At 63.3% G+C, this 20,883-nt stretch carries 18 protein-coding genes; 5 read left to right on the top strand and 13 right to left on the bottom strand.

The features are described 5' to 3' along the window. The first annotated feature begins 7 nt into the window (after positions 1 to 7). Together HJ583_RS14980 and HJ583_RS14985 are read left to right on the top strand one after the other, a co-directional pair. Entirely contained in the window at positions 8 to 2,782 is a 2,775-nt protein-coding gene (locus HJ583_RS14980) for a S1/P1 nuclease (protein WP_170022634.1), read from the top strand. A 200-nt stretch (positions 2,783 to 2,982) separates the two neighbouring features. After that, positions 2,983 to 5,667 (top strand): ExeM/NucH family extracellular endonuclease, encoded by a 2,685-nt coding sequence (locus HJ583_RS14985; RefSeq protein ID WP_170022635.1) that lies wholly within the window; start codon positions 2,983 to 2,985, stop codon positions 5,665 to 5,667. A gap of 204 nt (positions 5,668 to 5,871) precedes the next feature. On the opposite strand, the gene dacB is transcribed toward HJ583_RS14985, so the two are convergent. The 3 genes from dacB to HJ583_RS15000 all read right to left on the bottom strand — a co-directional run bounded on the left by dacB (position 5,872) and on the right by HJ583_RS15000 (position 9,353). Beyond that, positions 5,872 to 7,278, bottom strand: a complete 1,407-nt coding sequence (gene dacB, locus HJ583_RS14990) for a D-alanyl-D-alanine carboxypeptidase/D-alanyl-D-alanine endopeptidase (RefSeq protein ID WP_170022636.1) — start codon at positions 7,276 to 7,278, stop codon at positions 5,872 to 5,874. 97 nt (positions 7,279 to 7,375) lie between these two features. Beyond that, positions 7,376 to 8,218 (bottom strand): S-formylglutathione hydrolase, encoded by an 843-nt coding sequence (fghA, locus tag HJ583_RS14995; RefSeq protein WP_170022637.1) that lies wholly within the window; start codon positions 8,216 to 8,218, stop codon positions 7,376 to 7,378. Between the two features lie 10 nt (positions 8,219 to 8,228). Further along, on the bottom strand, positions 8,229 to 9,353 hold the full coding sequence (locus HJ583_RS15000; RefSeq protein WP_170022638.1) for an S-(hydroxymethyl)glutathione dehydrogenase/class III alcohol dehydrogenase: 1,125 nt from the start codon (positions 9,351 to 9,353) through the stop codon (positions 8,229 to 8,231). Positions 9,354 to 9,474: 121 nt separating this feature from the next. Between HJ583_RS15000 and HJ583_RS15005 the strand changes: the two genes are divergently transcribed. Beyond that, positions 9,475 to 10,377: a LysR substrate-binding domain-containing protein gene (locus HJ583_RS15005; RefSeq protein WP_170022639.1), complete on the top strand. Its 903-nt coding sequence runs from the start codon at positions 9,475 to 9,477 to the stop codon at positions 10,375 to 10,377. Between the two features lie 107 nt (positions 10,378 to 10,484). On the opposite strand, the gene HJ583_RS15010 is transcribed toward HJ583_RS15005, so the two are convergent. Beyond that, the gene (locus HJ583_RS15010; RefSeq protein ID WP_170022640.1) at positions 10,485 to 10,805 is read right to left on the bottom strand and encodes a helix-hairpin-helix domain-containing protein; all 321 of its coding nucleotides are present in this window, start codon (positions 10,803 to 10,805) and stop codon (positions 10,485 to 10,487) included. Next, complete coding sequence (locus HJ583_RS15015) at positions 10,802 to 11,620, bottom strand: AraC family transcriptional regulator (RefSeq protein WP_170022641.1); 819 nt, start codon at positions 11,618 to 11,620, stop codon at positions 10,802 to 10,804. Before HJ583_RS15015 ends, HJ583_RS15010 begins: the two co-directional genes overlap by 4 nt. Positions 11,621 to 11,683: 63 nt before the next feature. On the opposite strand from HJ583_RS15015, the gene HJ583_RS15020 reads away from it, so the two are divergent. Then, complete coding sequence (locus HJ583_RS15020; protein WP_170022642.1) at positions 11,684 to 13,081, top strand: SLC13 family permease; 1,398 nt, start codon at positions 11,684 to 11,686, stop codon at positions 13,079 to 13,081. Positions 13,082 to 13,520: 439 nt separating this feature from the next. Here the strand turns inward: HJ583_RS15020 and HJ583_RS15025 are convergent, their stop codons facing one another. The 6 genes from HJ583_RS15025 to HJ583_RS15050 form a co-directional block, all read right to left on the bottom strand. After that, a complete protein-coding gene (locus tag HJ583_RS15025) occupies positions 13,521 to 15,260 on the bottom strand; it encodes an AIPR family protein (protein WP_170022643.1) in 1,740 nt (579 codons plus the stop codon). Positions 15,261 to 15,422: 162 nt separating this feature from the next. Beyond that, on the bottom strand, positions 15,423 to 15,803 hold the full coding sequence (locus HJ583_RS15030; protein ID WP_170022644.1) for a hypothetical protein: 381 nt from the start codon (positions 15,801 to 15,803) through the stop codon (positions 15,423 to 15,425). Between the two features lie 394 nt (positions 15,804 to 16,197). Next, positions 16,198 to 17,547, bottom strand: a complete 1,350-nt coding sequence (locus tag HJ583_RS15035; protein WP_170022645.1) for a HAMP domain-containing sensor histidine kinase — start codon at positions 17,545 to 17,547, stop codon at positions 16,198 to 16,200. Next, complete coding sequence (locus HJ583_RS15040; protein WP_170022646.1) at positions 17,544 to 18,251, bottom strand: response regulator; 708 nt, start codon at positions 18,249 to 18,251, stop codon at positions 17,544 to 17,546. Before HJ583_RS15040 ends, HJ583_RS15035 begins: the two co-directional genes overlap by 4 nt. A gap of 19 nt (positions 18,252 to 18,270) precedes the next feature. Further along, complete coding sequence (locus HJ583_RS15045) at positions 18,271 to 18,549, bottom strand: DnaJ-like cysteine-rich domain-containing protein (RefSeq protein WP_170022647.1); 279 nt, start codon at positions 18,547 to 18,549, stop codon at positions 18,271 to 18,273. 60 nt (positions 18,550 to 18,609) lie between these two features. Further along, positions 18,610 to 18,840, bottom strand: coding sequence for a hypothetical protein (locus HJ583_RS15050; protein ID WP_170022648.1), 231 nt, complete (start codon positions 18,838 to 18,840; stop codon positions 18,610 to 18,612). A 179-nt stretch (positions 18,841 to 19,019) separates the two neighbouring features. On the opposite strand from HJ583_RS15050, the gene HJ583_RS15055 reads away from it, so the two are divergent. After that, positions 19,020 to 19,682, top strand: coding sequence for a glutathione S-transferase family protein (locus HJ583_RS15055; RefSeq protein ID WP_170022649.1), 663 nt, complete (start codon positions 19,020 to 19,022; stop codon positions 19,680 to 19,682). Here the strand turns inward: HJ583_RS15055 and HJ583_RS15060 are convergent. Further along, positions 19,679 to 19,924 carry a hypothetical protein gene (locus tag HJ583_RS15060; RefSeq protein ID WP_101943387.1) on the bottom strand — a complete coding sequence of 82 codons (246 nt, stop codon included), beginning with the start codon at positions 19,922 to 19,924 and terminating at the stop codon, positions 19,679 to 19,681. The two genes, HJ583_RS15055 and HJ583_RS15060, sit on opposite strands and share 4 nt — an antisense overlap. Before the next feature lie 32 nt (positions 19,925 to 19,956). Next, complete coding sequence (locus HJ583_RS15065) at positions 19,957 to 20,859, bottom strand: LysR family transcriptional regulator (protein ID WP_170022650.1); 903 nt, start codon at positions 20,857 to 20,859, stop codon at positions 19,957 to 19,959. Between the last annotated feature and the right edge of the window lie 24 nt (positions 20,860 to 20,883).

The raw sequence follows: 20,883 nt of genomic DNA on the forward strand, positions 1-20,883 counted from the left end.
GAGTGTGATGAATGCGAGACTGCTGCGTCCCCTGTGTCTGTTGATCGCCACCCTGGTCTCCAGTGCGGCGCTGGCCTGGAATTCCGCTGGCCATCAGGCCGTGGGCGCCATTGCCGACCGCCTGCTGGAAGGGAGTTATGCCGGCCAGATGGTCCGCCAGACTCTGGGGGGCATGAGCCTGGAAACCGCCGCGGTGTGGGCCGATTGTGTGAAGGGCACGTCCTCGAAGGATGGCGTGAATTTCACCTATACCGCCAACCCGCAGCGCTTCACGGAGTGCATCCCCTTCAATACGCCTGAGCAGCAGGCTCGCATCATTGCCTTCGTCAAGGCCAACTGGACCCAGTGCGGTACGGCACAGGGCAACGAGTGGTGCCACAACCAGTATCACTACACGGATGTCGCGCCGCAACGCGAGCGTTACGACCGCAAGTTCGCCGGCACCAGCGATCACGATGTCGTACACGCCATTCCGGCCATGCTGGCGGTGCTCAAGGGCCAGACGCCACCGGCGCCGTTCCAGATCGCGGACGCCCGCGAGGCGCTGATGCTCTTGAGCCACTACGTGGGCGATCTGCACCAGCCTTTGCATGTTGAGTCGATCTATCTGGGCGCGGATGGCAAGCCGGTCGATCCGGACGAACATGGCCTGGATCACGCCAGCGAAACCGCCGGCGGCAATTTGATTTTTGATGGCAGCAAACGTTTTCACGCGTTCTGGGACGACATCCCCCTGAACCTGGCCGTGCAGGGCGAGGGCTTTGCCGGAATGCTGGCACGGGCGCGCCAGGTGACAACCCCTGGGGGAGACGCCAGTGGCTGGGCACAGGCCTGGGCGACTGAGCTGGTGCAGACCGGCAAGGCGGTGTACGCGCCGCTGAGCTACACGCCGCGTCCGGCGCAAGCCAATAGCTCTTCCGCCGCCGGCTGGTCGGCCAGTGGGATGACAGATGCGTATCGCAAGCAGGCTGACCAGCTCAAGCAGGCGCAGCTGGCTCTGGCCGGTGCCCGGCTGGCGAAAATGCTTCAGGCCGTGTGGCCCGAGCCCAGCAGCATGGGGCCGCACAAGGCCGGCGTGAGTGTGCGCCTGATTGCATTCAACGATTTTCACGGCAATCTGGAGCCGGGTAGTCTGAGCCTGGCCTGGACCGATCCGCTGCAGCCCGAGACGCGCGCGCGCATTCCGGTCGGTGGTGCTGCTGCGCTGGCTGGAATGATCAAGGCCCTGCGCAGTGAAGTGCCTGCCAGCCTGGTGCTCGAAACCGGTGATCTGGTGGGCGGCTCGCCGCTGGTGTCGACCCTGTTCCGGCATGAAAACACCATCGCCCTGATGAATGACATGGGGGTGGATGTCGGGGTGCTCGGTAATCACGAGTTCGATGCCGGCATCAAGGAACTCAAGCGTCTGGAGAAGGGGGGGTGTGCTGCCAGTGCGCCGGATTCGATGACCAGTTCCTGCGCCGAGGGCGCGTATGCCGGCATGAAGTTCAGCCTGCTCGGCGCTAATGTGCGCGATGCCCGCACTGGCAAGGCGCTGTTCGCGCCTTATACGATTCGCAAGGTGAAGGGCATTCCGGTGGCCTTCATTGGTGCGGTGACGCGCGAAACCCCCAGCGTGGTGGTGCGCTCCTCGATTGCAGGCCTGCGTTTCGACGACGAAGCCAACACCCTTAACCGCACCGCACGGCTGCTGCGCAAGAACGGCATCAAGGCCATCGTGGCCATGGTGCATGAGGGGGGCGAAATTGGCAGTGAAGAAAAACCGGCGGACTGGAATGACGCGAGCTGCCCGCAGGCCAAGGGGGCGATCTTCGAGATCGCCAAGCGCACCACGCAGGATATCGATGTGATCTTCTCGGCGCATACCCACCAGGGCTACCGCTGCGTAATCGATGGGCGTCCGGTGATGCAGGCGGTCAATTACGGCCGTGGGGTGTCGGTGGTCGATCTGGTGCTGGATCCGAAAACCCATGATGTGGATCGCCAGCGCACCGTGAGTGCCAACCTGCCCGTGGTGGGAGAGCGCACGACCTTGCTGCAGCGCCTGCAACTGGCGCGGGTGACCGCCCCGGCCTTCAGCGGCGCACTGCTCAACGCCGAGCCGGACCCGGCTATCGCTGCCCGGGTGGAGGCCTTCGTGCAGCAGGCTGCGCCGAGGGCGCAGCGGCCGGTGGCACGGGTGACGGCTTCCTTTGTGCGGGGTGAAACCCGCAGCGACAGCACGGCGGGCCGGCTGATAGCCGATGCGCAACTGGCTGCCGCCCGCCCGGAAGACAAGGGCGCCGCGCAGATCGCCTTCCTCAACGAAGGCGGCATTCGTGCCGATCTGCTGTGCAAGGAGGCCAATGGCTGCACCGTGGGCTTTGGGCAGATCTTCGCCATGCAGCCCTTTGGTAACAATCTGGTGGTGATGACGCTGACTGGCGCACAGATCAAGACGGCACTGGAAATGCAGTGGCCCGCCGGTGCAAGCAAGCCGCGCTTCCTGCAACCCTCGGCTGGCTTCAGCTATGTCTGGCACGACGATGCACCGCTGGGTAGCCGGGTGAGCGACATCGTGCTTGAGGGGCTGCCGCTAGAAATGACTAGGGAATATCGGGTGGTGGTGAACAACTTCCTCTCGGAAGGGGGCGATGGCTTCCTGGTGTTCCGCGATGGGCGCAATCGGCAGGCCGGTGGTCAGGATATCGACGCCTTGCTCGACTACATGAAGCCCAGTCTCGCGGCAGACGGTAAGGCTTTTGCGCCAGACGCCCAGGTGCGCGGCAAACGCATGCCTTGATTTGAAAAGGGCCGGGTTCTCCGGCTCGCCAGAATGACCAGGCCGGTTTGTGTTCCTGCCCTTGCCGGGCGGGAAGGGCTTTCTGCGCCTGAAAATCGGATCAAAGGGGCCACAGAGCCTCGAGAACATGCGTCGGTTGACGGTCCGCGTGGCGGGCCGGGCCGGCAAAGAGCATTCACTCTCAACCCCGGGGAAGTCAGATGGTCAAGTTAAAACAGCAGTATCCCGCGCTATCGGCGATGGTTGCCGGCGCGTTCGCTCTGGGCCTTGCGGCTTGTGGTGGTGGTGGCGCCAGCAGTTCGGAGAGTGCCGTCGCCAGTGGCAGCAGCGCAGGCAGCTCCGGTGCGAGCAGCAGTGCCGCAGCCTCGTCGGCCAGCAGCACCAGCGCTTCGAGCGCGTCCAGCGTCGCCTTGCCGGCCTGTGCCACGCCCACTAATCCTCTTCAGGCCATCACCGCTGTGCAGGGCAGCACCGACACCAGCCCGCTGGCCGGGCAAGCCGTGGCGGTGCGTGGGGTGGTCACCGCCATCTTCCAGGCCGACACGCAACTGAAGGGCTTCTTCATCCAGCAGCCGGTGGCCGATGCGGATCCCTTGACCTCCGAAGGGCTCTTTATTTACGCCCCCAGTGCGGCCGCCGTGGCCGTGGGCGATTACGTGCAGGTTGAAGGCAGCGTTGTGGAGTACAAGGCCAGCAGCGATACGCGCGCACTGACCGAGATCAGCGCGCCGACTGCCATCAGCGTGTGTGGCAATGGACTCTCCATCTCGCCTGTTGCCCTGAGCCTGCCGCTGACCAGCGCTGATGCAATGGAAGCCTATGAAGGCATGCTGGTGAAGTTCGAGCAGACCCTGACCGTGACCGACGTATCCGACCTCGGCCATTACGGTTCGGTACAGCTCTCCAGCGGCCGCCTGTGGGAGCCCTACAACCATCCGAGCCTGAGTGCCAGCGCGGCCACCAGCGCCAACGTCCTGAATCGCATGATTCTCGACGATGGCAGTACCAAGGCCTATCCGAATCCAATCCCCTATCTCAGCGCGAGAGACACCAGCGGTACGCGCCGCGTGGGGGATACGGTGGCGGGCGTCGCCGGTGCGCTCACCTGGAGCTCCAACGCCTGGCGTGTGCATCCCTCGGCCGCTCCAGCATTTGTTGCCAGCAATCCGCGCAGCACCGCACCGGCGAGTGTGGGTGGCACGCTGAAAGCCGCGCATTACAACCTGGAGAATTTCTTCACCACCTTGGGCTCGCGCGGGGCCGCTTCGTCGGGCGACTTCACCCGCCAGCGCGCCAAGCTGGTGGAGGCCATCGCCGGGATTGATGCCGATGTCCTGGCCCTGATCGAAACGCAGAACGACGCGGGCTATTCGCTGGATAATCTGGTCACCGCCCTGAATGCCAAGATGGGCGCAGGCACCTACCGCTATATCGATGCCGGCATCGCCGGGGACGATGAAATCACCTCGGCCATGATCTACAAACCCGCCAAGGTCAGCCCGGTAGGCAATGCGCAGATCATCACTGACACCAACTTCGCGGTCTCCGGGGGGATTCGCCCATCGATCGCGCAGCGCTTCGCGGCGCTGAGCAATGGCGGCATGTTCTGGATGGTGGCCAACCACCTCAAGAGCAAGGGTTCCTGCCCGAGCAGCAGCTCCAGCGTTGAAGCAGATTACGGTCAGGGCTGCTGGAATGCTTCGCGGGTGACTCAGGCCAAGGCCTTGCGTGACTGGGTGGCTTCGCTGGTGAGCAGCTCCGGCGAGAGCGATGTGCTGATGATGGGCGACTTCAATGCCTATCTGAATGAAGATCCGCTGGCGGTGCTGGAAAGTGCCGGCTACGAGGCCGTGCTGCGTCGTTTGCCTGCCGAGCAGCGTTACAGCTACCAGTTCGACGGCACCACCGGCGCACTGGATCACGCCTTTGCCAGCAGCAGCCTGAAGGCGCAGCTCAGCGGTATCAGCGTCTGGCACATCAACTCAGAAGAGCCGGAGATCATCGACTACACCACCGCGAGCAAGACGGATGACCGCTATGCGGTGAGCCCGTATCGCGGCTCGGATCATGATCCGGTGGTGGTGGGGCTGACTCTCGGTGCCGATGCGGCGGTGGCTGCGACCACGCTGAGCGCCAGCGTGCCGAGTACCGGCACGGCGGGCACGGCGGTCAGCATCACGAATCTCTCTGCCAGCAATGGCAGCAGCCTGAGCGTGAGCTGGGGGGATGGCACGACGGAAAGCCTGGCCACCACGGCGACGGGCGCAAGCCATACCTATGCCGCAGCGGGCAGCTACTCGATCACCCTGACGCTCACCGGCAGCGGCTTGCCGGCCAAGCGCATCAGCACGATCAAGATCAGCGCAGCCAGCACGGGCGGCACGACGAGCGGACCGGACCTGTTCTTCAGCGAGTACATCGAGGGCACCAGCAACAACAAGGCGCTCGAGATCTACAACCCGCTCTCGAGCAGCGTCGATCTGTCTGCCTATACCGTTCGCATGTATGCCAACGGCGGTACGACCGCGACCAACTCGCTGACGCTCAGCGGTAGCCTCGCCGCAGGCGGGACGCTGATCATCCGCCACCCGAGCTTCACAAGCACCTACACCTTCCCCGCCAGCGCGATCAGCAGCAGCGTGACCAACTTCAATGGTGATGATGCGGTGACCCTGGAGAAGAGCGGGGCGGTGATCGACGGTATCGGCGTCTTGGGCGTGGATCCTGGCGTGTCGTGGACCAGCGGTAGCGTCGCGACCCAGGACAAGACCCTGCGCCGCAAGGCCAGCGTCACGCAGGGCAGCATTCCTGGCACGAGCTGGGATGTGGCCGCCGAATGGGATGTGTATGACGTCGACAGCTTTGGCGGTCTGGGGGCGCGCTGAAGGGTGAGCCGGGCTGGATCGGGAAGCGAAGGCCCGATCCAGCCACGGACGCTGTTCAGAAACTCTCCGGAAAGCCTGATTGGACGCTCGCTGAAACAGGGCAGAGAGCGCTTTTTATCCGGTGCGGGCCGCAAGGCGCGCACCGGTTTTTTTTAGTGCCGTCGCTGGCGCAGAGCGCGGCCCGCCTCGTCAGCTCCAGCGGGCTCAGTGTTCGTAGATCCAGCGCAGCGTGGCTTCCACCGTGTTCTCGGCGGCGGGGGCGCGGGGGTGATTCAGCAGAAGCGCAAACGTCTGCCAATTGCCGCTGGCATCCTGCACATAGCCAGCCGCGCTCTTCACGCCATCGAGGGTGCCGGTTTTCACATAACCACGTCCGGCCAGCGGGCTGTCGACGAGGCGCGTGCGCATGGTGCCGTCCTTGCCAATCACCGGTTGGGCCATCAGGAATTCGGGCATGCGCGGGCTTTTCCACGCGGCGCGCAAGAGTGCGCCGAGCTGGGCGGCCGTTGTGCGCTCCACGCGCGAGAGGCCGCTGCCGTTCTCCAGCACCCATTGCGCTGGATCCAGCCCTTGCCCGGGCATCCAGGCCTGCAGACGGGCGATGCCCTTCTCGGGCGTGAGCGCGCCGCCACCGTCATTGCCAAGCGCCAGCAACATCTGGCGGGCCATCACGTTGTTGGACCACTTGTTCATGTCGCGCAGCACTTCCGGCAGCGTGGGGGACTCCCAGCTGGAAAAGGCTGTGATGGCGGCCGGTACGCTGCCACGCTGAACTTCACCGAACCAGCTGCCGCCGAGCTCCTGCCACTGGGCGCGGATCACCAGGCTGGCCCAGCGCAGGCTGTCGTCCACCTTGAGGTTGAGCTGGCGTTCGCCGCAGCTCTGGGCGAGGCGGCCTTCGAGCGTTAGCACCAGCCCCTTGCCTTCCGGCGTGAAGGCGCCGCGCAGGCCGCTGCGCCAGTCGCCGCAGGCGCCCGGAATACTCTTCAGGTGATTCACGATGCGCAGCGGCGCGGCCGGGGTGAGCGGCGCGACCTCGACCGGCGTATTCGGAGTGCCGGCAGTCAGGCGCAGGCTCAGGGCGCCGAAATTCACCAGAAAGGCATCCGGCTGGGCGTTATAGGCGCGGTGCTGGGCTTCGTCGAAAGGCGCGCCGGGCGGGGTGGTGGCGAAGAGGCTGGTGTCGATCACGATGTTGCCGCGGATCTGGCGCAGGCCGCGGCTTCGCCAGTCGCGCAGCCACTGGCCGAGGCGATCCCAGGTGAGCGCAGGATCCCCACTGCCAGCGATCAGCACATCACCCTCGAGCACGCCTTCGCGCAGCACTCCGCGCAGGGCCGCCTGGGTTTTCCAGGTGTGGGCCGGGCCGAGCAGGTCCAGCGCAGCGTAGCTGGTCAGCAGCTTCATGACCGAGGCCGGGTTCATCAGCTGCTCGGCATTGTGCTGCACGCTGGCTGCGCCACCCGCGGCGGGAGCAATCCACAGGCTGACGGATTCAGGAGGCAGGCCGGCCTCGCGTGCGGCGCGGGCAAGGGGCTCGGGCAGGGCTGCCTGGCTGGCCAGCGAGAGGCCGGCCAGCAGGCTCAGGGCAACATGACGGATGCTTTTCATGGGGGCATTGTAAAGGCCCGCCCCGGCTGCCCACGCGCTTCAACTGCGCGCCCGGCGTTTTCTGATGCTTTGCGGAGGGTGTCCGCCAGTGCCCGGCTCAGCCCAGCGCGCGGGCGTGGAATTGCAGGTGCTCGTCGATGAAGCTGGCGATGAAGAAGTAGCTGTGATCGTAGCCGGCCTGCAGACGCAGGCTGAGCGGGTAGCCGGCGGCCCGGGCTGCCGCCTGCAGGGCTTCAGGCTTGAGCTGGGCTTCGAGGAAGTTGTCGCGATCCCCTTGGTCGACCAGCAGCGGCAAGCGCTCTTCGGCCTGGGCGATGAGCAGGCTGGCATCCCATTCGCGCCAGGTGCTGCGGTCCTCACCCAGATAGCGGCTGAACGCCTTCTCACCCCAGGGGCAGGCGGTGGGTTGGCTGATCGGGGCAAAGGCCGAGATCGAGCGGTAGCGCCCGGGGTTGCGCAAGGCGCATACCAGCGCACCATGGCCGCCCATCGAGTGGCCGGAAATGCTGCGCGCATCGGAGGCCGGGAAGCTGGCTTCGATCAGTGCCGGCAGCTCATGCACCACATAGTCGTGCATGCGGTAGTGGGTGTTCCACGGGGCCTGGCTGGCGTTCAGATAGAAGCCTGCGCCATGACCGAAATCCCAGGCGCCGTCCGGATCGCCCGGTACATACATGCCGCGCGGGCTGGTGTCCGGCGCCACGATGATCAACCCCAGTTCGGCGGCCATGCGCATCGCGCCGGCCTTCTGCATGAAGTTTTCATCCGTGCAGGTGAGGCCGGAGAGCCAGTACAGCACGGGCAGCGGCTTGCCCAGTTCGGCCTGTGGCGGCAGGTAGATGGCGAACACCATGTCGCAGGCGAGGGTGCTCGAGCGATGGCGGTAGCGCTTGTGCCAGCCGCCAAAGCTCTTGTTGCAGGCGATGTTTTCGAGGCTCATGGTGTGGCGCTCAGAAGTGGATCACGGTGCGGATGCTCTTGCCTTCGTGCATCAGGTGGAAAGCTTCGTTGATCTCGGCCAGCGGCATGTTGTGGGTGATGAACACATCCAGCGGGATCTCGCCGCTCTGGGCTTTCTTCACATAGCTGGGCAATTCGGTGCGGCCCTTCACGCCTCCGAAGGCCGAGCCGCGCCAGACGCGGCCGGTCACCAACTGGAACGGGCGGGTGCTGATTTCCTGTCCGGCACCGGCGACGCCGATGATGGTCGATTCGCCCCAACCCTTGTGGCAGCACTCCAGTGCCGCGCGCATCAGCTTCACATTGCCGACGCACTCGAAGGAGTAATCCACGCCGCCGTCGGTCATTTCCACGATCACGTCCTGGATCGGGCGCTCGAAATCCTTGGGATTGACGAAATCGGTGGCGCCGAGCTGCTTCGCGATCTCGAACTTGGCCGGGTTGATGTCCACCGCGATGATGCGGCTGGCTTTCGCCATGCTCGCGCCAATGATGGCGGCCAGACCGATGCCGCCCAGGCCGAAGATGGCCACCGTGGCGCCTGCCTCCACCTTGGCGGTGTTGAGCACCGCGCCGATGCCGGTGGTGACGCCACAGCCGAGCAGGCAGACTTTCTCCAGCGGCGCTTCCTGCGGAATCTTCGCCAGCGAGATCTCGGGCAGCACGGTGTATTCCGAGAAAGTGGAGCAGCCCATGTAGTGGTAGATCGGCTGGCCCTGGTAGGAGAAGCGCGTCGTGCCGTCCGGCATCAGGCCCTTGCCCTGGGTGGCGCGCACTGCCTGGCACAGATTGGTCTTGCCGGATGTGCAGAACTTGCACTGGCGGCATTCGGCCGTGTACAGCGGGATCACATGATCGCCTACGGCTAGTGAGGTGACCCCTTCGCCCACCGCTTCGACGATGCCGCCGCCTTCGTGGCCGAGAATCGCCGGGAAAATGCCTTCCGGATCATCGCCCGAGAGCGTGAAGGCATCGGTATGGCAGACGCCAGTCGCCACGATGCGCACCCGCACTTCACCCTTCTGCGGCGGAGCAACGTCCACCTCGACGATCTTCAGGGCTTCACCGGCGGCAAAGGCAACGGCAGCACGGGACTTGATGGTGGTGGCGGACATGGGGCGTCTCCAAGGGTTGATCAGGGTGCCGGCGAGTCTAATTGAAGGATGTGGCGGGATAATTGCTGTTAATGGGAAAGACTGTTGCTGGTGGGGGATAATCCTGGCGAGGAGAAAAAGCATGAATCGCTGGGAAGGCCTGGAAGAATTTGTCGCCGTGGTGGAGTGCGCGAGCTTTTCGCGCGCAGCCGAGCGGCTGCGGGTGTCGTCCTCACATGTAAGCCGCCAGGTCGCGCTGCTCGAAGAGCGCCTGCAGGCCCGCCTGCTCTACCGCACCACGCGCAAGGTGTCGCTCACCGAAGCTGGGCAGACCTTCTTTGCGCGCTGCCAGCGCCTGATCGAGGAGCGCGATGAAGCCTTCCTCGCCATTACCGACCTGCACCGTGCGCCTACCGGCTTGTTGCGCATGACCGCAGCCGTAGCCTACGGCGAGCGCTTCATCGTGCCGATCGTGAATGCCTTCATGGCCCAGTACCCGCAACTGCGCGTGGAGATTGAGCTCACCAACCGGGTGATGGATCTGGTGCACGAGGGCTTCGATCTGGCGATCCGCCTCGGCCGGCTGGAGAACTCCAGCTTGGTCGCCAGCCGCATCGCCCCGCGCGCCCTGTATCTGTGCGCCGCGCCGGCCTATCTGGAGCGCTACGGCCGGCCGCACTCGCTATCGGAACTCGCCGGCCACAACTGCCTGATCGGCACCGGCGACACCTGGCCCTTCCGCCAGGACGGCCGCGAACACCTCTTCAAACCCGCCGGCAACTGGCGCTGCAACAGCGGCCAAGCCGTGCTGGACGCGGCCTTGCGCGGCCTCGGCCTGTGCCAGCTGCCGGATTACTACGTGCTGGATCCGCTCCGGCGTGGCGAGCTGGTGTCCCTGCTAGAAGCCAATCAGCCGCCGGATACTGCGGTGTGGGCCGTATCGCCCCAGCGCCGCTACCCACTGCCCAAGGTGCGGCTGCTGGTGGAGGCGCTCAAGGCCGGGCTGGCCGGCTTGCCGGAATATCAGTCGGGCAGGAGCGCGTAGGGCTGGCTTCAGCCGGCTGAGCCCGGATTCGCGTCGGTTTGTGCGGCTCAAGCCGCACCTACACAGGGATCGCCGGCCAGCCTCGAATGGGGTGTGTAGGGCCGGCTTCAGCCGGCGGGGCCCGGACTTGCGTGGGGCGCTCGTTCGGCCAGCGCAGCTTTCCGGATCGCCGTGAAAGCCCACCAGGGGCGAGCGGGCTCTCCGTTCATGAAACAGGTCACGGACATGAAGACGTCAATGACGCAAGGATCATGGCGCAGCCCGGTTTTCTCGCAAAGCCGGCGATACAACTCGAACGGGCACATTCCAGCAAGCTGCGATGCCTCGTTGATTCCAATCAGGCGCAAGTCCTCGGCAGACGCCTTGCCAATATTGGGCAAGTCCGTGAGCCGGGCAATGCGGGTTCGATCAACTTTAAGAGGGTTCATGGTGTCTCGTCAGTGGCGATCTGGCCGAAGAAATTCTGCGGTGAGCGACCGAAGTGTTGCCCGAACGCAGCTACGAAGGCGCTAGCGCTGCGATAGCCCAATGAGTGCGCGACAGTGGTACTGCTTTTGCCCTGTCGCAGGAGTTCGATTGCATTGAGCAAGCGCAGGCGGCTACGCCACTGGCGGAAGCTCATCCCCGTTTCAGCGACGAAGAGTCGCTCCAGCGTGCGCACGCTGGCGCCGGCGATCCGGCTCAGCTCCGGCAGAAGGCGCTGCTCGTCCGGATGGCGCAGCAGGTGGCCGATCAGCCGGCGCAGGCGAGCGTCCTGTCCCGCCGGCAGGTTCTGTGGCGTAGCTTCAAGCTGCTCGATCTCATCGATGGCGACCAGCCCGAGCCGTTGGCGGCACGCGCCATCGTTCGCAGCGCTGGCCGAGGTCAGGCGCAGGATGATCTCGCGCATCAGCGGGGTCAGCAGCAGCATGCTGCAGCCGGGCGTTTGCTGGCGCACCGGAATGCTCGGGTCTATGTACAGGTTGCGGGTGCGTGCGCTGGTTTCGGTCAGGAGTTGGTGTATGTGGCCTCCGGGGATCCACACGGCATGGCTGGCCGGCACGATCCAGACGTCCACCTCGGTGGTCACGCGCAGCACCCCCTCTGCGGCCCACAGCAGCTGACCGCGTGGGTGGCTGTGAGGGGCGATGCAGGCCTCGGCCTCAAGATCGCGACCGTGGCTCAGCACCGGTTGCTCGGGGTCGAGCACGAAGGCTGCGTGACTGGGGGTGTGGGTTGGCGTGTTAGCGACATTGTTTGGCATTTTTGTATTCTATGACGACAGTTCGGTCGCGGTATGCTCGGCATGCCTAACCGGAGTCTTTCAATGAGCAAGCTTTTTTCTGGCAAGAACCTGTTTGTGTGGGCCGCCGTCGTGCTCGCCCTGTGGCTGGCTTTGGGGCCGGCTTCCAGTGCCGATCCGCGCGCAGCGCACAGTGCTGCGGTGGTTTTGGTGACGCTGGTGCTGTGGAGCACCGGCGTACTGCCGCCCTTCCTGACCAGCCTGATCTTCTTCGGGCTGGTGCTGATCTTCCGGCTGGCGCGGCCGGATCTGATTTTCTCCGGTTTCGGTTCGGCAGCCGTGTGGTTGATCGTCTCCGGCTTCGTTATCGGCACGGCAATCAGTGTCTCCGGCCTGGGGAAGCGGCTGGCCGGGTTTCTGGCGCCGCATCTGGCCAGCAGTTATGCCCGCATGATCATCGGGCTGAGTATTGCAGCGAGCTTGCTGGGTTTCGTGATGCCGTCCTCGGTCGGGCGGGCCGTGGTGATGCTGCCCATCGGCATGGCATTGGCTGATCGTGTCGGTTTTCGCGCCGGCTCGAACGGGCGCATCGGCATCGCCGCCGCACTGGCGCTGGCCTGCAACCTGCCCAGCTTTGCGATCCTGCCTGCGAACATCCCGAACATGATCCTCGCCGGCGCGAGTGAAACCCTGCACGGCGTGAGCTTCGGCTATACGAGCTATCTCACGCTGCACTTCCCGCTGCTCGGCATCCTCAAGCTGGCCTTGGTGGACTGGCTGGTGCTGACCCTGTTTCCGGACCGCATTCACCCGCAGGATGGCCTCATCGCCGACACGGTCGAAGCCGACAAACCGGGCGAGGTGGCGATGCAGTGGCGCGTGGGCGCAATTCTGCTCGCAACGCTAGCGCTCTGGATGACCGATAGCCTGCACGGCATCAATCCCGCCTGGGTAGGTTTGGCGGCCGCCGTGGTCCTGCTGCTGCCCGGCATCGGCGTGGTGGCGCCGAAGAGCTTCAACAGCGCCATCGACTTCGGGGTGGTGCTGTTCGTGGCGGCGGCGCTCGGGCTGGGCGCGCTGGTCAACGATTCCGGTCTCGGCAAGCTGGTCGGCGAGTTCCTGCAGCAGGTACTGCCCTTGCAGCTAGGGCGCGAAGCGCTGAACTTCTTCTCGCTAACGCTGATGTCCGTGTTGACCGGGCTGGTGACGACGATTCCCGGCGTGCCGACTGTGCTCACCACGATGGCGCCCGAGCTCGCCAAAGCCTCCGGCTTCAGCCTGCCGGCGGTGCTGATGACCCAGGTGATCGGGTTCTCCACCGTGCTCTTTCCCTACCAGGTCGGCCCGCTGGTGGTGGCGATGCAGCTCTCCGGCGAGAAACTCGGCCACCTGCTGAGGATCACGCTGCCGCTCGCGTTGCTGACCCTCGTGCTGGTGATGCCGCTGGACTATTTGTGGTGGCGTCTGCTGGGCTGGATCTGAGCGCTAGCAGATAGAGCTTCCTGTAGAAGCGCCCGGCGGGCGTCTTCAGACAGTACTCACGGAAAGCGCGGCGGCGCTTGGTTGAGTGGGCCGGCCGGTTGAAGAGGGCCGTCGGCCGTCCCTTTACCACCCCGACAGGGTATTCGGGTACGGGATGATCTCGCGCCGTAGCCCTTCAACCTCGCAGGCTTAGGAGAGTTTTCATTCGTGACCAATGCCAGCAATCGCCCCTTTACGGTCGGTCAGGAAATCAGGGCGTGGACGTTCAGGCGTAGGGCGCAGTGGAAACTGCGCCACCCGGAACAACGCACGCGGTCACGTACGGGGGAAACATCCGGTGCGGTTGGCACCGCACCCTACGCGTCGGGCATACCTCGACGACTCTGCCGTACGAGGTCTCAATGGAAGGGTTAGACCTCACTGAGCGGACGGTCTCAAGTTACTTCTTTCCGAGCTGCTTCTTGGTTTCGGCAAGCAAGTCTTGTCCGAACCGCGCACGCTTCAACTCGTCATCCGTCGGTAGGCCGACGGCATCGACAATTCGTTGGCACTTCTCAAAAGTCTTGATGTAGCTCTTTGATTCGTCGTTCAGTGCGTCGATGAGCTTTCTGGCAAATGCCTCTGCCTTCTTGGAGTTTGGTGGTGGCGTGTCGGTTGTGCCGTGGCACAGCCACTTGAACACTTGAATGATGTGCCACCGTGCTTTCGTATATTCCGGCGCTCCAATCTTCTTGCCGTTGATTAGGGTTTGGTACTTGTAGAGCGTCAGGCAGGCAGCGTAGTAGTAGGACTCGTGATCGTCTTCTTTGAACAGCAGGTCTGCACTCGCAGAGAAGATCTTTGCTACATATCGCGCTGAGTTGTGGGGAAGGTCAAGGAACATCGCGGCATAGCACCGAGCTACTTCGCGGACATCGAAGATGCGCGTGGACTGGTAGCCGGAATGTTTGTACTCAGACTGCCTGCGTTCGAAGTGAACCTGGTTCTCCAGATTCACCGCTCCGTTTTGAGCAATGAAATACTTTTGAACGAGTTTGGCTTTGCCACGGAGCCCGAAGAAGGCCTCCTTCGGAATGTCGGACTGGCTGTTCGTAGCGGCAATGATGTCGCTTGACGATTCGTTTTCGGGGGATTCGATGAACTTAACGACCACGTTCACAGAGTCGGTCAGAAGCAACTTGTTCGCCTGAAGCGTGGTGCTCGTTTGGCACCCGTTGATGATCTGATAGTTAGTAAGGTGGATCTCCTTCGTGTTTGGTGTCAGCGTAAGTTCTGGCGCTACTACTGTTATGCCGTTGTTGAGGACTGAAAACAGGCTTCGCTTATCCGGACTTTGGAGTGTCTGTTGTATTGCGCTATTGACGTCATTGTTGTTGCCGAGGAAGGACCTAACGTTTTCTTCAAAGATCGACTCACGAAGATTCTGATCCGCGTCTTCAAGAAGTGCGGTAACAAAGTCACTTGCCTTCACGATGGCTACGTACGACTGCGGAATGCCCGGCATCTTGGGCATTCCGAAGAATTCAAGCAGCGGCAACTTTGCTTCGTTCTTCTCTGAAAGATCGGCATAGAGCTTGATGATTTCGCTGCGGCCGAGCGGCCTAACTTGGACCGAATAGAAGAACTCCGTGTCAACTAGACTCTTGTGGATGACTTCGAATGCGGCTTGTATCTCACGCTGCGCTACGTATACGCCAGAGGTGCAGTAGTAGACGTGGCAGTTGGGTCTGCGGTTTCTCACCTTTTTGAGATTCGCCAAGACTACCTTGATGATTTGAATCGTTTCGGTGTTGAACTTCCCATTGGGTAGCTTCGGTGCAAGCGAAAGAAAGTCGTCGAGCCCGAGTTTGAAGTTGGCAATTTCTTCTTTGCGGAACTGTTCGCCCGACTTCACTTGGGTGAACACGATGTCTACTTGAAGATTTGTCTTGTGCGTGCTGAAGGCCTCTTTTGCATCGTCGCGCGTCGTAATCAGATCGCCGTCAACAATCACCGCAATGCCATCAAGTGATGCGTCGTCTTCGTCTGTTGTGACAACGGCGGGGTTGAAGCGACCGAAGTAGTGTTTGGAAACTACGCAGTAGTTGCAGAAATACTCGAACTTCTTTGCGAGTAGTGACGCTTCGCTTTCGAAGTCGACTGCAAGCTCTTCAACGTGGCTCTTCAAAATGATGTGCATTGATCTTCTCGGCTTGTATCGGATATGCGGACAAACAGAAGTGGTGAGGTCTAACGCCGCCATAAGTTGCGGCTTTGGAGTTGTTTGGTTTGTGGTAGCGTAGCTTTAAACCACAAACCAAACAACGGAAAAGACGTCAATCTTGATGGCCTTGTTATATGACTAGTGCCATGGTGTTTTTAGCTTTTCAATGAAGCATTTAACCATCGTACACAATTCCACAGGAGGTTGAAGTACCTCACCATCTTTTGTTAGGACAAATTTCAATGCTTGTTGGCGTTCAAAGTCATCAAGGAAACTCGTTGCTGATAAGGAATTTGACCTTTCTGGAAGCCTGGCTTCTGTAACTTTAATTTCAAATCTAAGCAATTCCTTAGCCAATCTATCTAGCTCAGCATGGTATTTATTAAAGTATGTTGGATATTTAGGTTTATTGTTTACCCCAGTCGTACCCAAGGGAGTAGTTATTAGAGCGCTTTGGTGCACATAAAAATATTTCACCAAATATTTTATCTGTTCACTTTCTATATCTTCGAAATTCATTTTTTCTTCGGATTTCCCTTTGTCATATAACTTAGTAGTAGACGGACCCAAGGGTCCGTCTACGGTTAATAGTGCGGACAGACATAAGACGAGCTAAACACTTGATTCATAAAGAGAGGCCGCCCGTCCGATCCGGATACGCTTATCAATATACGGACAGAAAGCTAGGCACGATAGCGCCTGAACGCCCGCTTCCAGCGCAAGTGTCTGACGGTCCGTTATTGGCCGTTTGCGGCCATTCTAGTCCTTTGGCATTAATAGCCGCAAAGGCGTAAGTTGCACGCTTGGCTTGGTCTGCCCAGTTTCAAGGTGAGTGCTCTTCTGCTGAATGCGCGGCTCTGCCGATAGCTGCCGGGCTTTCACGTCAGCCAGCGCACTGCGGGCGGATTTTCGCCTACGCCCGGGCGGGCGCTTGCAGCGGGAGAGTCAGTTCGAAGCAGCTACCGCCACCCTCGCGGGGGAGGTGCTGCACGCTGCCGCCGTGGAGGCCGGCGATGCGGCGAACCAGGGCGAGGCCGTAGCCGGTGCCTTCACCGCGCTCGGCGCTGCCGGCGAGGCGGTAGAAGGGTTCGAAGATCTTTTCACGCTCGGCTTCGGGGATGCCGGGGCCGCGGTCGAGCACTTGTAGTTGCACGCAGGCGTCGCTGCGGCGGAGGACTTCGATCTCGGGGGCGCTGCCTGGCGCGTAGCGGCGGGCGTTGTCGAGCAGATTGCGCAGCAGGTGGCGCAACAGGCGCAGGTCGCCCGGCACGCAGAGGGCTTCGCCACTGGCGCTGGCGCCGACCCGGCTGCCTTCTTCGGCGGCCAGGCCGAGCAGGTCCACCGGCTCGATCTGCAGCCGCGGGGCGTCGTCGGCGAGTCGGCTGGCGAGCAGCAGGTCGCCGATCAGGCCGTCGAGCTCGGCAATGTCGCGGGCGACCTGGGCGTGCAGATCCGGGCGATCACCATCGAGCAGATCCAGGGCCACACGGATGCGTGCCAGCGGCGAGCGCAGTTCGTGCGAGGCGGCAGCGAGCATGGCGCGCTGGCTGCTGACCATGGCTTCGACGCGCTCGGCGGCCTGATTGAAGCGGATCGCCAGCTCGGCGATCTCGTCGCAGCCATCGACCTCCATGCGGGTGGACAGGCGGCCTTCGCCCCATACATCGGCCTGCTGCTGCAGACGCTCGATGCGCCGGGTGAGGCGGCGGGCGACCGGCCAGGTGGCGAGTGCGATCAGCAGTGAGCAGGCCACCAGCCAGATGATGAAAAGGATATGGGCGCGCTGCCCCCACTCCATCATCACCAGGCGGCCATCGGGCAGGATGAGACTGGCTTCGCCCCGCTGTTCCGGTGCCAGGCGTGGCGGCATGTCTTCGCCGGCCCGGGCGATGGCTTCACCCTGCGGGCTGTAGAGTCCGACCGCGCCATGCATGATGCTGGCGATCTCGCCCAGGGTGGCGGTGAGCGTCTGCACCGAGGCTTCGGCGGGCAGTAGGCGGATGAGCAGGGCGCGAGTGTTTGCATCCATCGGCCTTGAGCCGCGATCTCCGGCCACCCAGCCGGCGGCGGCGGCAAGCAGGCCGACCAGCAGCACCACGGCCATGAAGCTCAGGTAGATCTGCCGGTACAGACGGATATGCACGTAATGGCGGCGTTGCCGATGCTGCTCATGCCATTCGCGGTGGCGCGTACGCCAGTCGCAACGGGGCTGGGCATCGTCCGCCTCGCAGCGAGTGCGGAGCCAGGGCCAGGCTTTCTTCATGCGCTTTCATCCTGGCGTTGGGCAAACACATAGCCGGCGCCGCGCACGGTGACGATGCGGCGCGGCTCCTTGGGATCATCTTCGATGGCTGCGCGGATGCGCGAGATGTGCACGTCAATTGAACGGTCGAAGGCTTCCAGGGCGTCGCCGCGCGCGAGCTCCAGCAGCGCCTCGCGGGACAATACCCGCCCGGCATGGGTGGCCAGCGCCCACAGCAGCGCGAACTGGTGCGCGGTGAGCTCGCACAGGCGGCCATCGAGGCGGGCTTCGAGTGCGCCCTTGTCGAGTTCCAGCCGGCCAAAGCGCAACAGCGCCGGCGAGGGCGTGCGCTGCACCTGCTGATGAGCTCGGCGCAGCAGGGCATGCAGGCGGGCCAGTAATTCACGCGGGCTGAAGGGCTTGGGCAGGTAGTCATCCGCGCCGAGTTCGAGGCCCACGATGCGGTCCACTTCCTCGCCGCGCGCGGTGAGCATGATGATGGGCAGTGCGCTGTGTTCGCGCAGCCGACGACACAGCTCGAAGCCATCGCCATCGGGCAGCATGGCGTCGAGGATCAGGGCGTCGAATGCCTCGCTGCGCAGCAGGCACTCGCCCTCGGCGATGCTGTGCGCAGGGGTCACGGCGAGGCCGCGGGTGCCGAGATACTCACCCACCATGCGGGTGAGCGGGGCATCGTCATCGATCATCAACAGGCGTTCAGCCATCGGGTTCCCTGTGCGGATTTCAGTGCGCCCGCGAATGCTCGGCCACCACGCGGCCGTCGGCGTAGGTCAGCACGGTGCTGTCATGCCCATGGCCCTTGCAGTCCGGGCACAAGGCCTGCATTTGCCGCAGGCCCGGCGGCCAGTCGCGCGTGTCCTGCAAGGTCTTGCTGCGGCCGCAGCTGGGGCAGCTCAGCTCTACCGGCGTGCGCGCCCACGATAGCGCATCCTTGCGCGCAGCGACATCCGGCAGGCCCGGCATGGCGGCCGGGAGTGAGGGGGGCGTGGCTTCTTTACGCATGTGAGTCTCCGGGTTAGGCGCGGTGCGGTGTCTGAACGGCGGCTGGCCGCACTGGCTGCATCAGGGGCGCAGAACCGGAATCTTGTCGATTTCCTGGGCGGCCAGTTTCGCGCTCGCTGCGCTGCCAGCTTGCGAGAATCGTGTGCCGGCGCAGAAGGCAACGCCTGCGACCAGCGCGAGCACGATGACGGTGCCGAGCAGCTTGCCCGCGCAGCACAGTTTGCTGCCCCGGTGAGCCTTGTCGGTGCCGCAACAGCGTTTTTTTGCCGGAGTGTCCTGATTGGTTTCCATGTTGTCTGTCCTGAGTCTCTGCCGGTGTTGGCAGGACGCAGTGTGGCCGCCATGGATTGCCCGCGTTTCTCCGCAATGTAAAGAAACATGAAGTGCTGCTTACGTGCCATGGCGCTGGAGCATGGCGGCCGTGCGTGGCAGGATGGCTCTTCCTGCTACTTACTGACGAGGCTCTCCGCATGCTGACGCTTTTTCATGCCCCCGGCACCTGCTCGCTGGCTTCGCTGATCACCCTCGAATATGCCGGCGCGGATTACGTGGTCCACAAGGTGGACTTCTCGGCCAACGAGCAGCGCAGCCCGGCCTTTCTGGCGCTCAATCCGAATGGCCGGGTGCCGGCCCTGCAGTGCGCGCGGGGCGTGCTGACCGAGACGCCAGCGATCCTGCTCTATCTCGCGCAGACCTATCCTGCTGCCGCCCTGGCGCCGCTGGAGGATCCGTTTGCACTGGCGCAAGTGCAGGCCTTCAACAGTTACCTGTGTTCGACCCTGCATGTGGCGCATGCTCACCGCGTGCGCGGCAGCCGCTGGGCCGACGATCCGGTGGCCATCGAAGCCATGCGGCGCAAGGTGCCCGAGAGCGTGGGCGCCTGTTTTGCGCTGGTGGAGGCCCACTTGCCTGCCGCCGGTTGGGTCAGCGGGGCGCAGGCTGGCATCAGCGATTTCTACCTGTTCACGGTGGCGCAATGGCTGGAAGGCGATGGCCTCGATCCTGCGGCCTATCCAAAAGTCATCGCGCATCGTGAGCGTGTCCGCGCGCTGCCTGCGGTGCAGAAGGCGCTGGCTGCCTGCGGTGCAGAAGGCGCTGGCGGTCTGAGTGTTATGCCGGGCGTCTCGCCTTAGCCTTGTGCTGCCTGCAGCGTGGCTGCGAGTGCGTCCAGCTCCTCGCTGAGCGTGCCGCGGCTGCGGAAGTGGCGTCCAGCCTTGCCATACCAGTACTCGGCATCTTCAAGATCGCCTTCCTGCACATGCAGCAGCGCATGCAGCCAGGCTGCCGTGGGGGAGTCATCGAGCTGAACCAGGTTGTGAGCCTCGTTCCACTTGCCTTGGCGCATCAGGGCCAGGATCTCCGGCAAAGGGGTCATCCGCTTCTCCTCTTGTTCAGGTGAGCCAGGCCTCAGCCTTGAAGCTCATTCAGCTTTTCTGTCACGAGTGCCATGAAGGCCGAGACGGCTGGTGGCAAATGGCGGCGGCTGGGGTAGAGCGCGTGCAGCCCGCTGCCGGGACGCTTGTAGTGAGGCAGCACCGGTACCAGCAAACCTGCCTCCAGGTCACGCCGGGTAATCGGGTGGGGCAGCAGCGTGATGCCCATTCCCGCCACGGCCGCCTTGCGCAGCGCCTGGGCGGTGTTACCGCTCAGGCAGGGCGTGACTTGTACTTCTTCACTGCCTCCCTCCGGGTCGAGCAGGCGCCATGTCGTCTGCTTGCCCGCTTGCGAATAGGTGATGCAGGCATGCCGGGCCAAGTCCTGCAAGCTGTCGGGCTGACCGTGCGCGGCGAGATAGGCCGGGCTGGCGACGAGTCTGTCGGCGGTCTCGCACAGCATCACCTGTCGGCCGATGTAGCTGGAGTCCTGCATCGGACCACCGCGCAGCGCCAGATCGATCTGATCGGCGATCAGGTCGGTCTTCGCATCGCTGAGCACGAAGTCCAGCCTCACTTTGGGATAGGTCGCCAGAAAAGCGGCCACCCATTCCATCTGGAAGAAATCGAAGAAGTCTGCTGGCGCCGCCACGCGCACCAGACCGCTGGGTTCCTGGGTGCCGGTCAGCAGTTCTTGCGCCGCTTCGTTCAGGCCATCGACCGCGCCGGCGCAGCGTGCGTGAAAGGCCTCCCCGGCACTGGTCAGGGTGAGCTTGCGGGTGGAGCGCTGCAAGAGCCGCATGCCCAGCTGTTCCTCAAGCTGCTGCACACGCCGGCTCAGCGTATTCGGCGGCATGCCGAGGCGCCGCGCAGCCTCGGCAAAGCTGCCGTTGCGCACGACCTGCACAAACAAGGCGACGTCATTCAGATCCAGCATGCGGTGATTGCTCCATTAATTGGA

The organism is Uliginosibacterium aquaticum (genome assembly GCF_012972705.2).
Lineage (GTDB): Bacteria > Pseudomonadota > Gammaproteobacteria > Burkholderiales > Rhodocyclaceae > Uliginosibacterium > Uliginosibacterium aquaticum.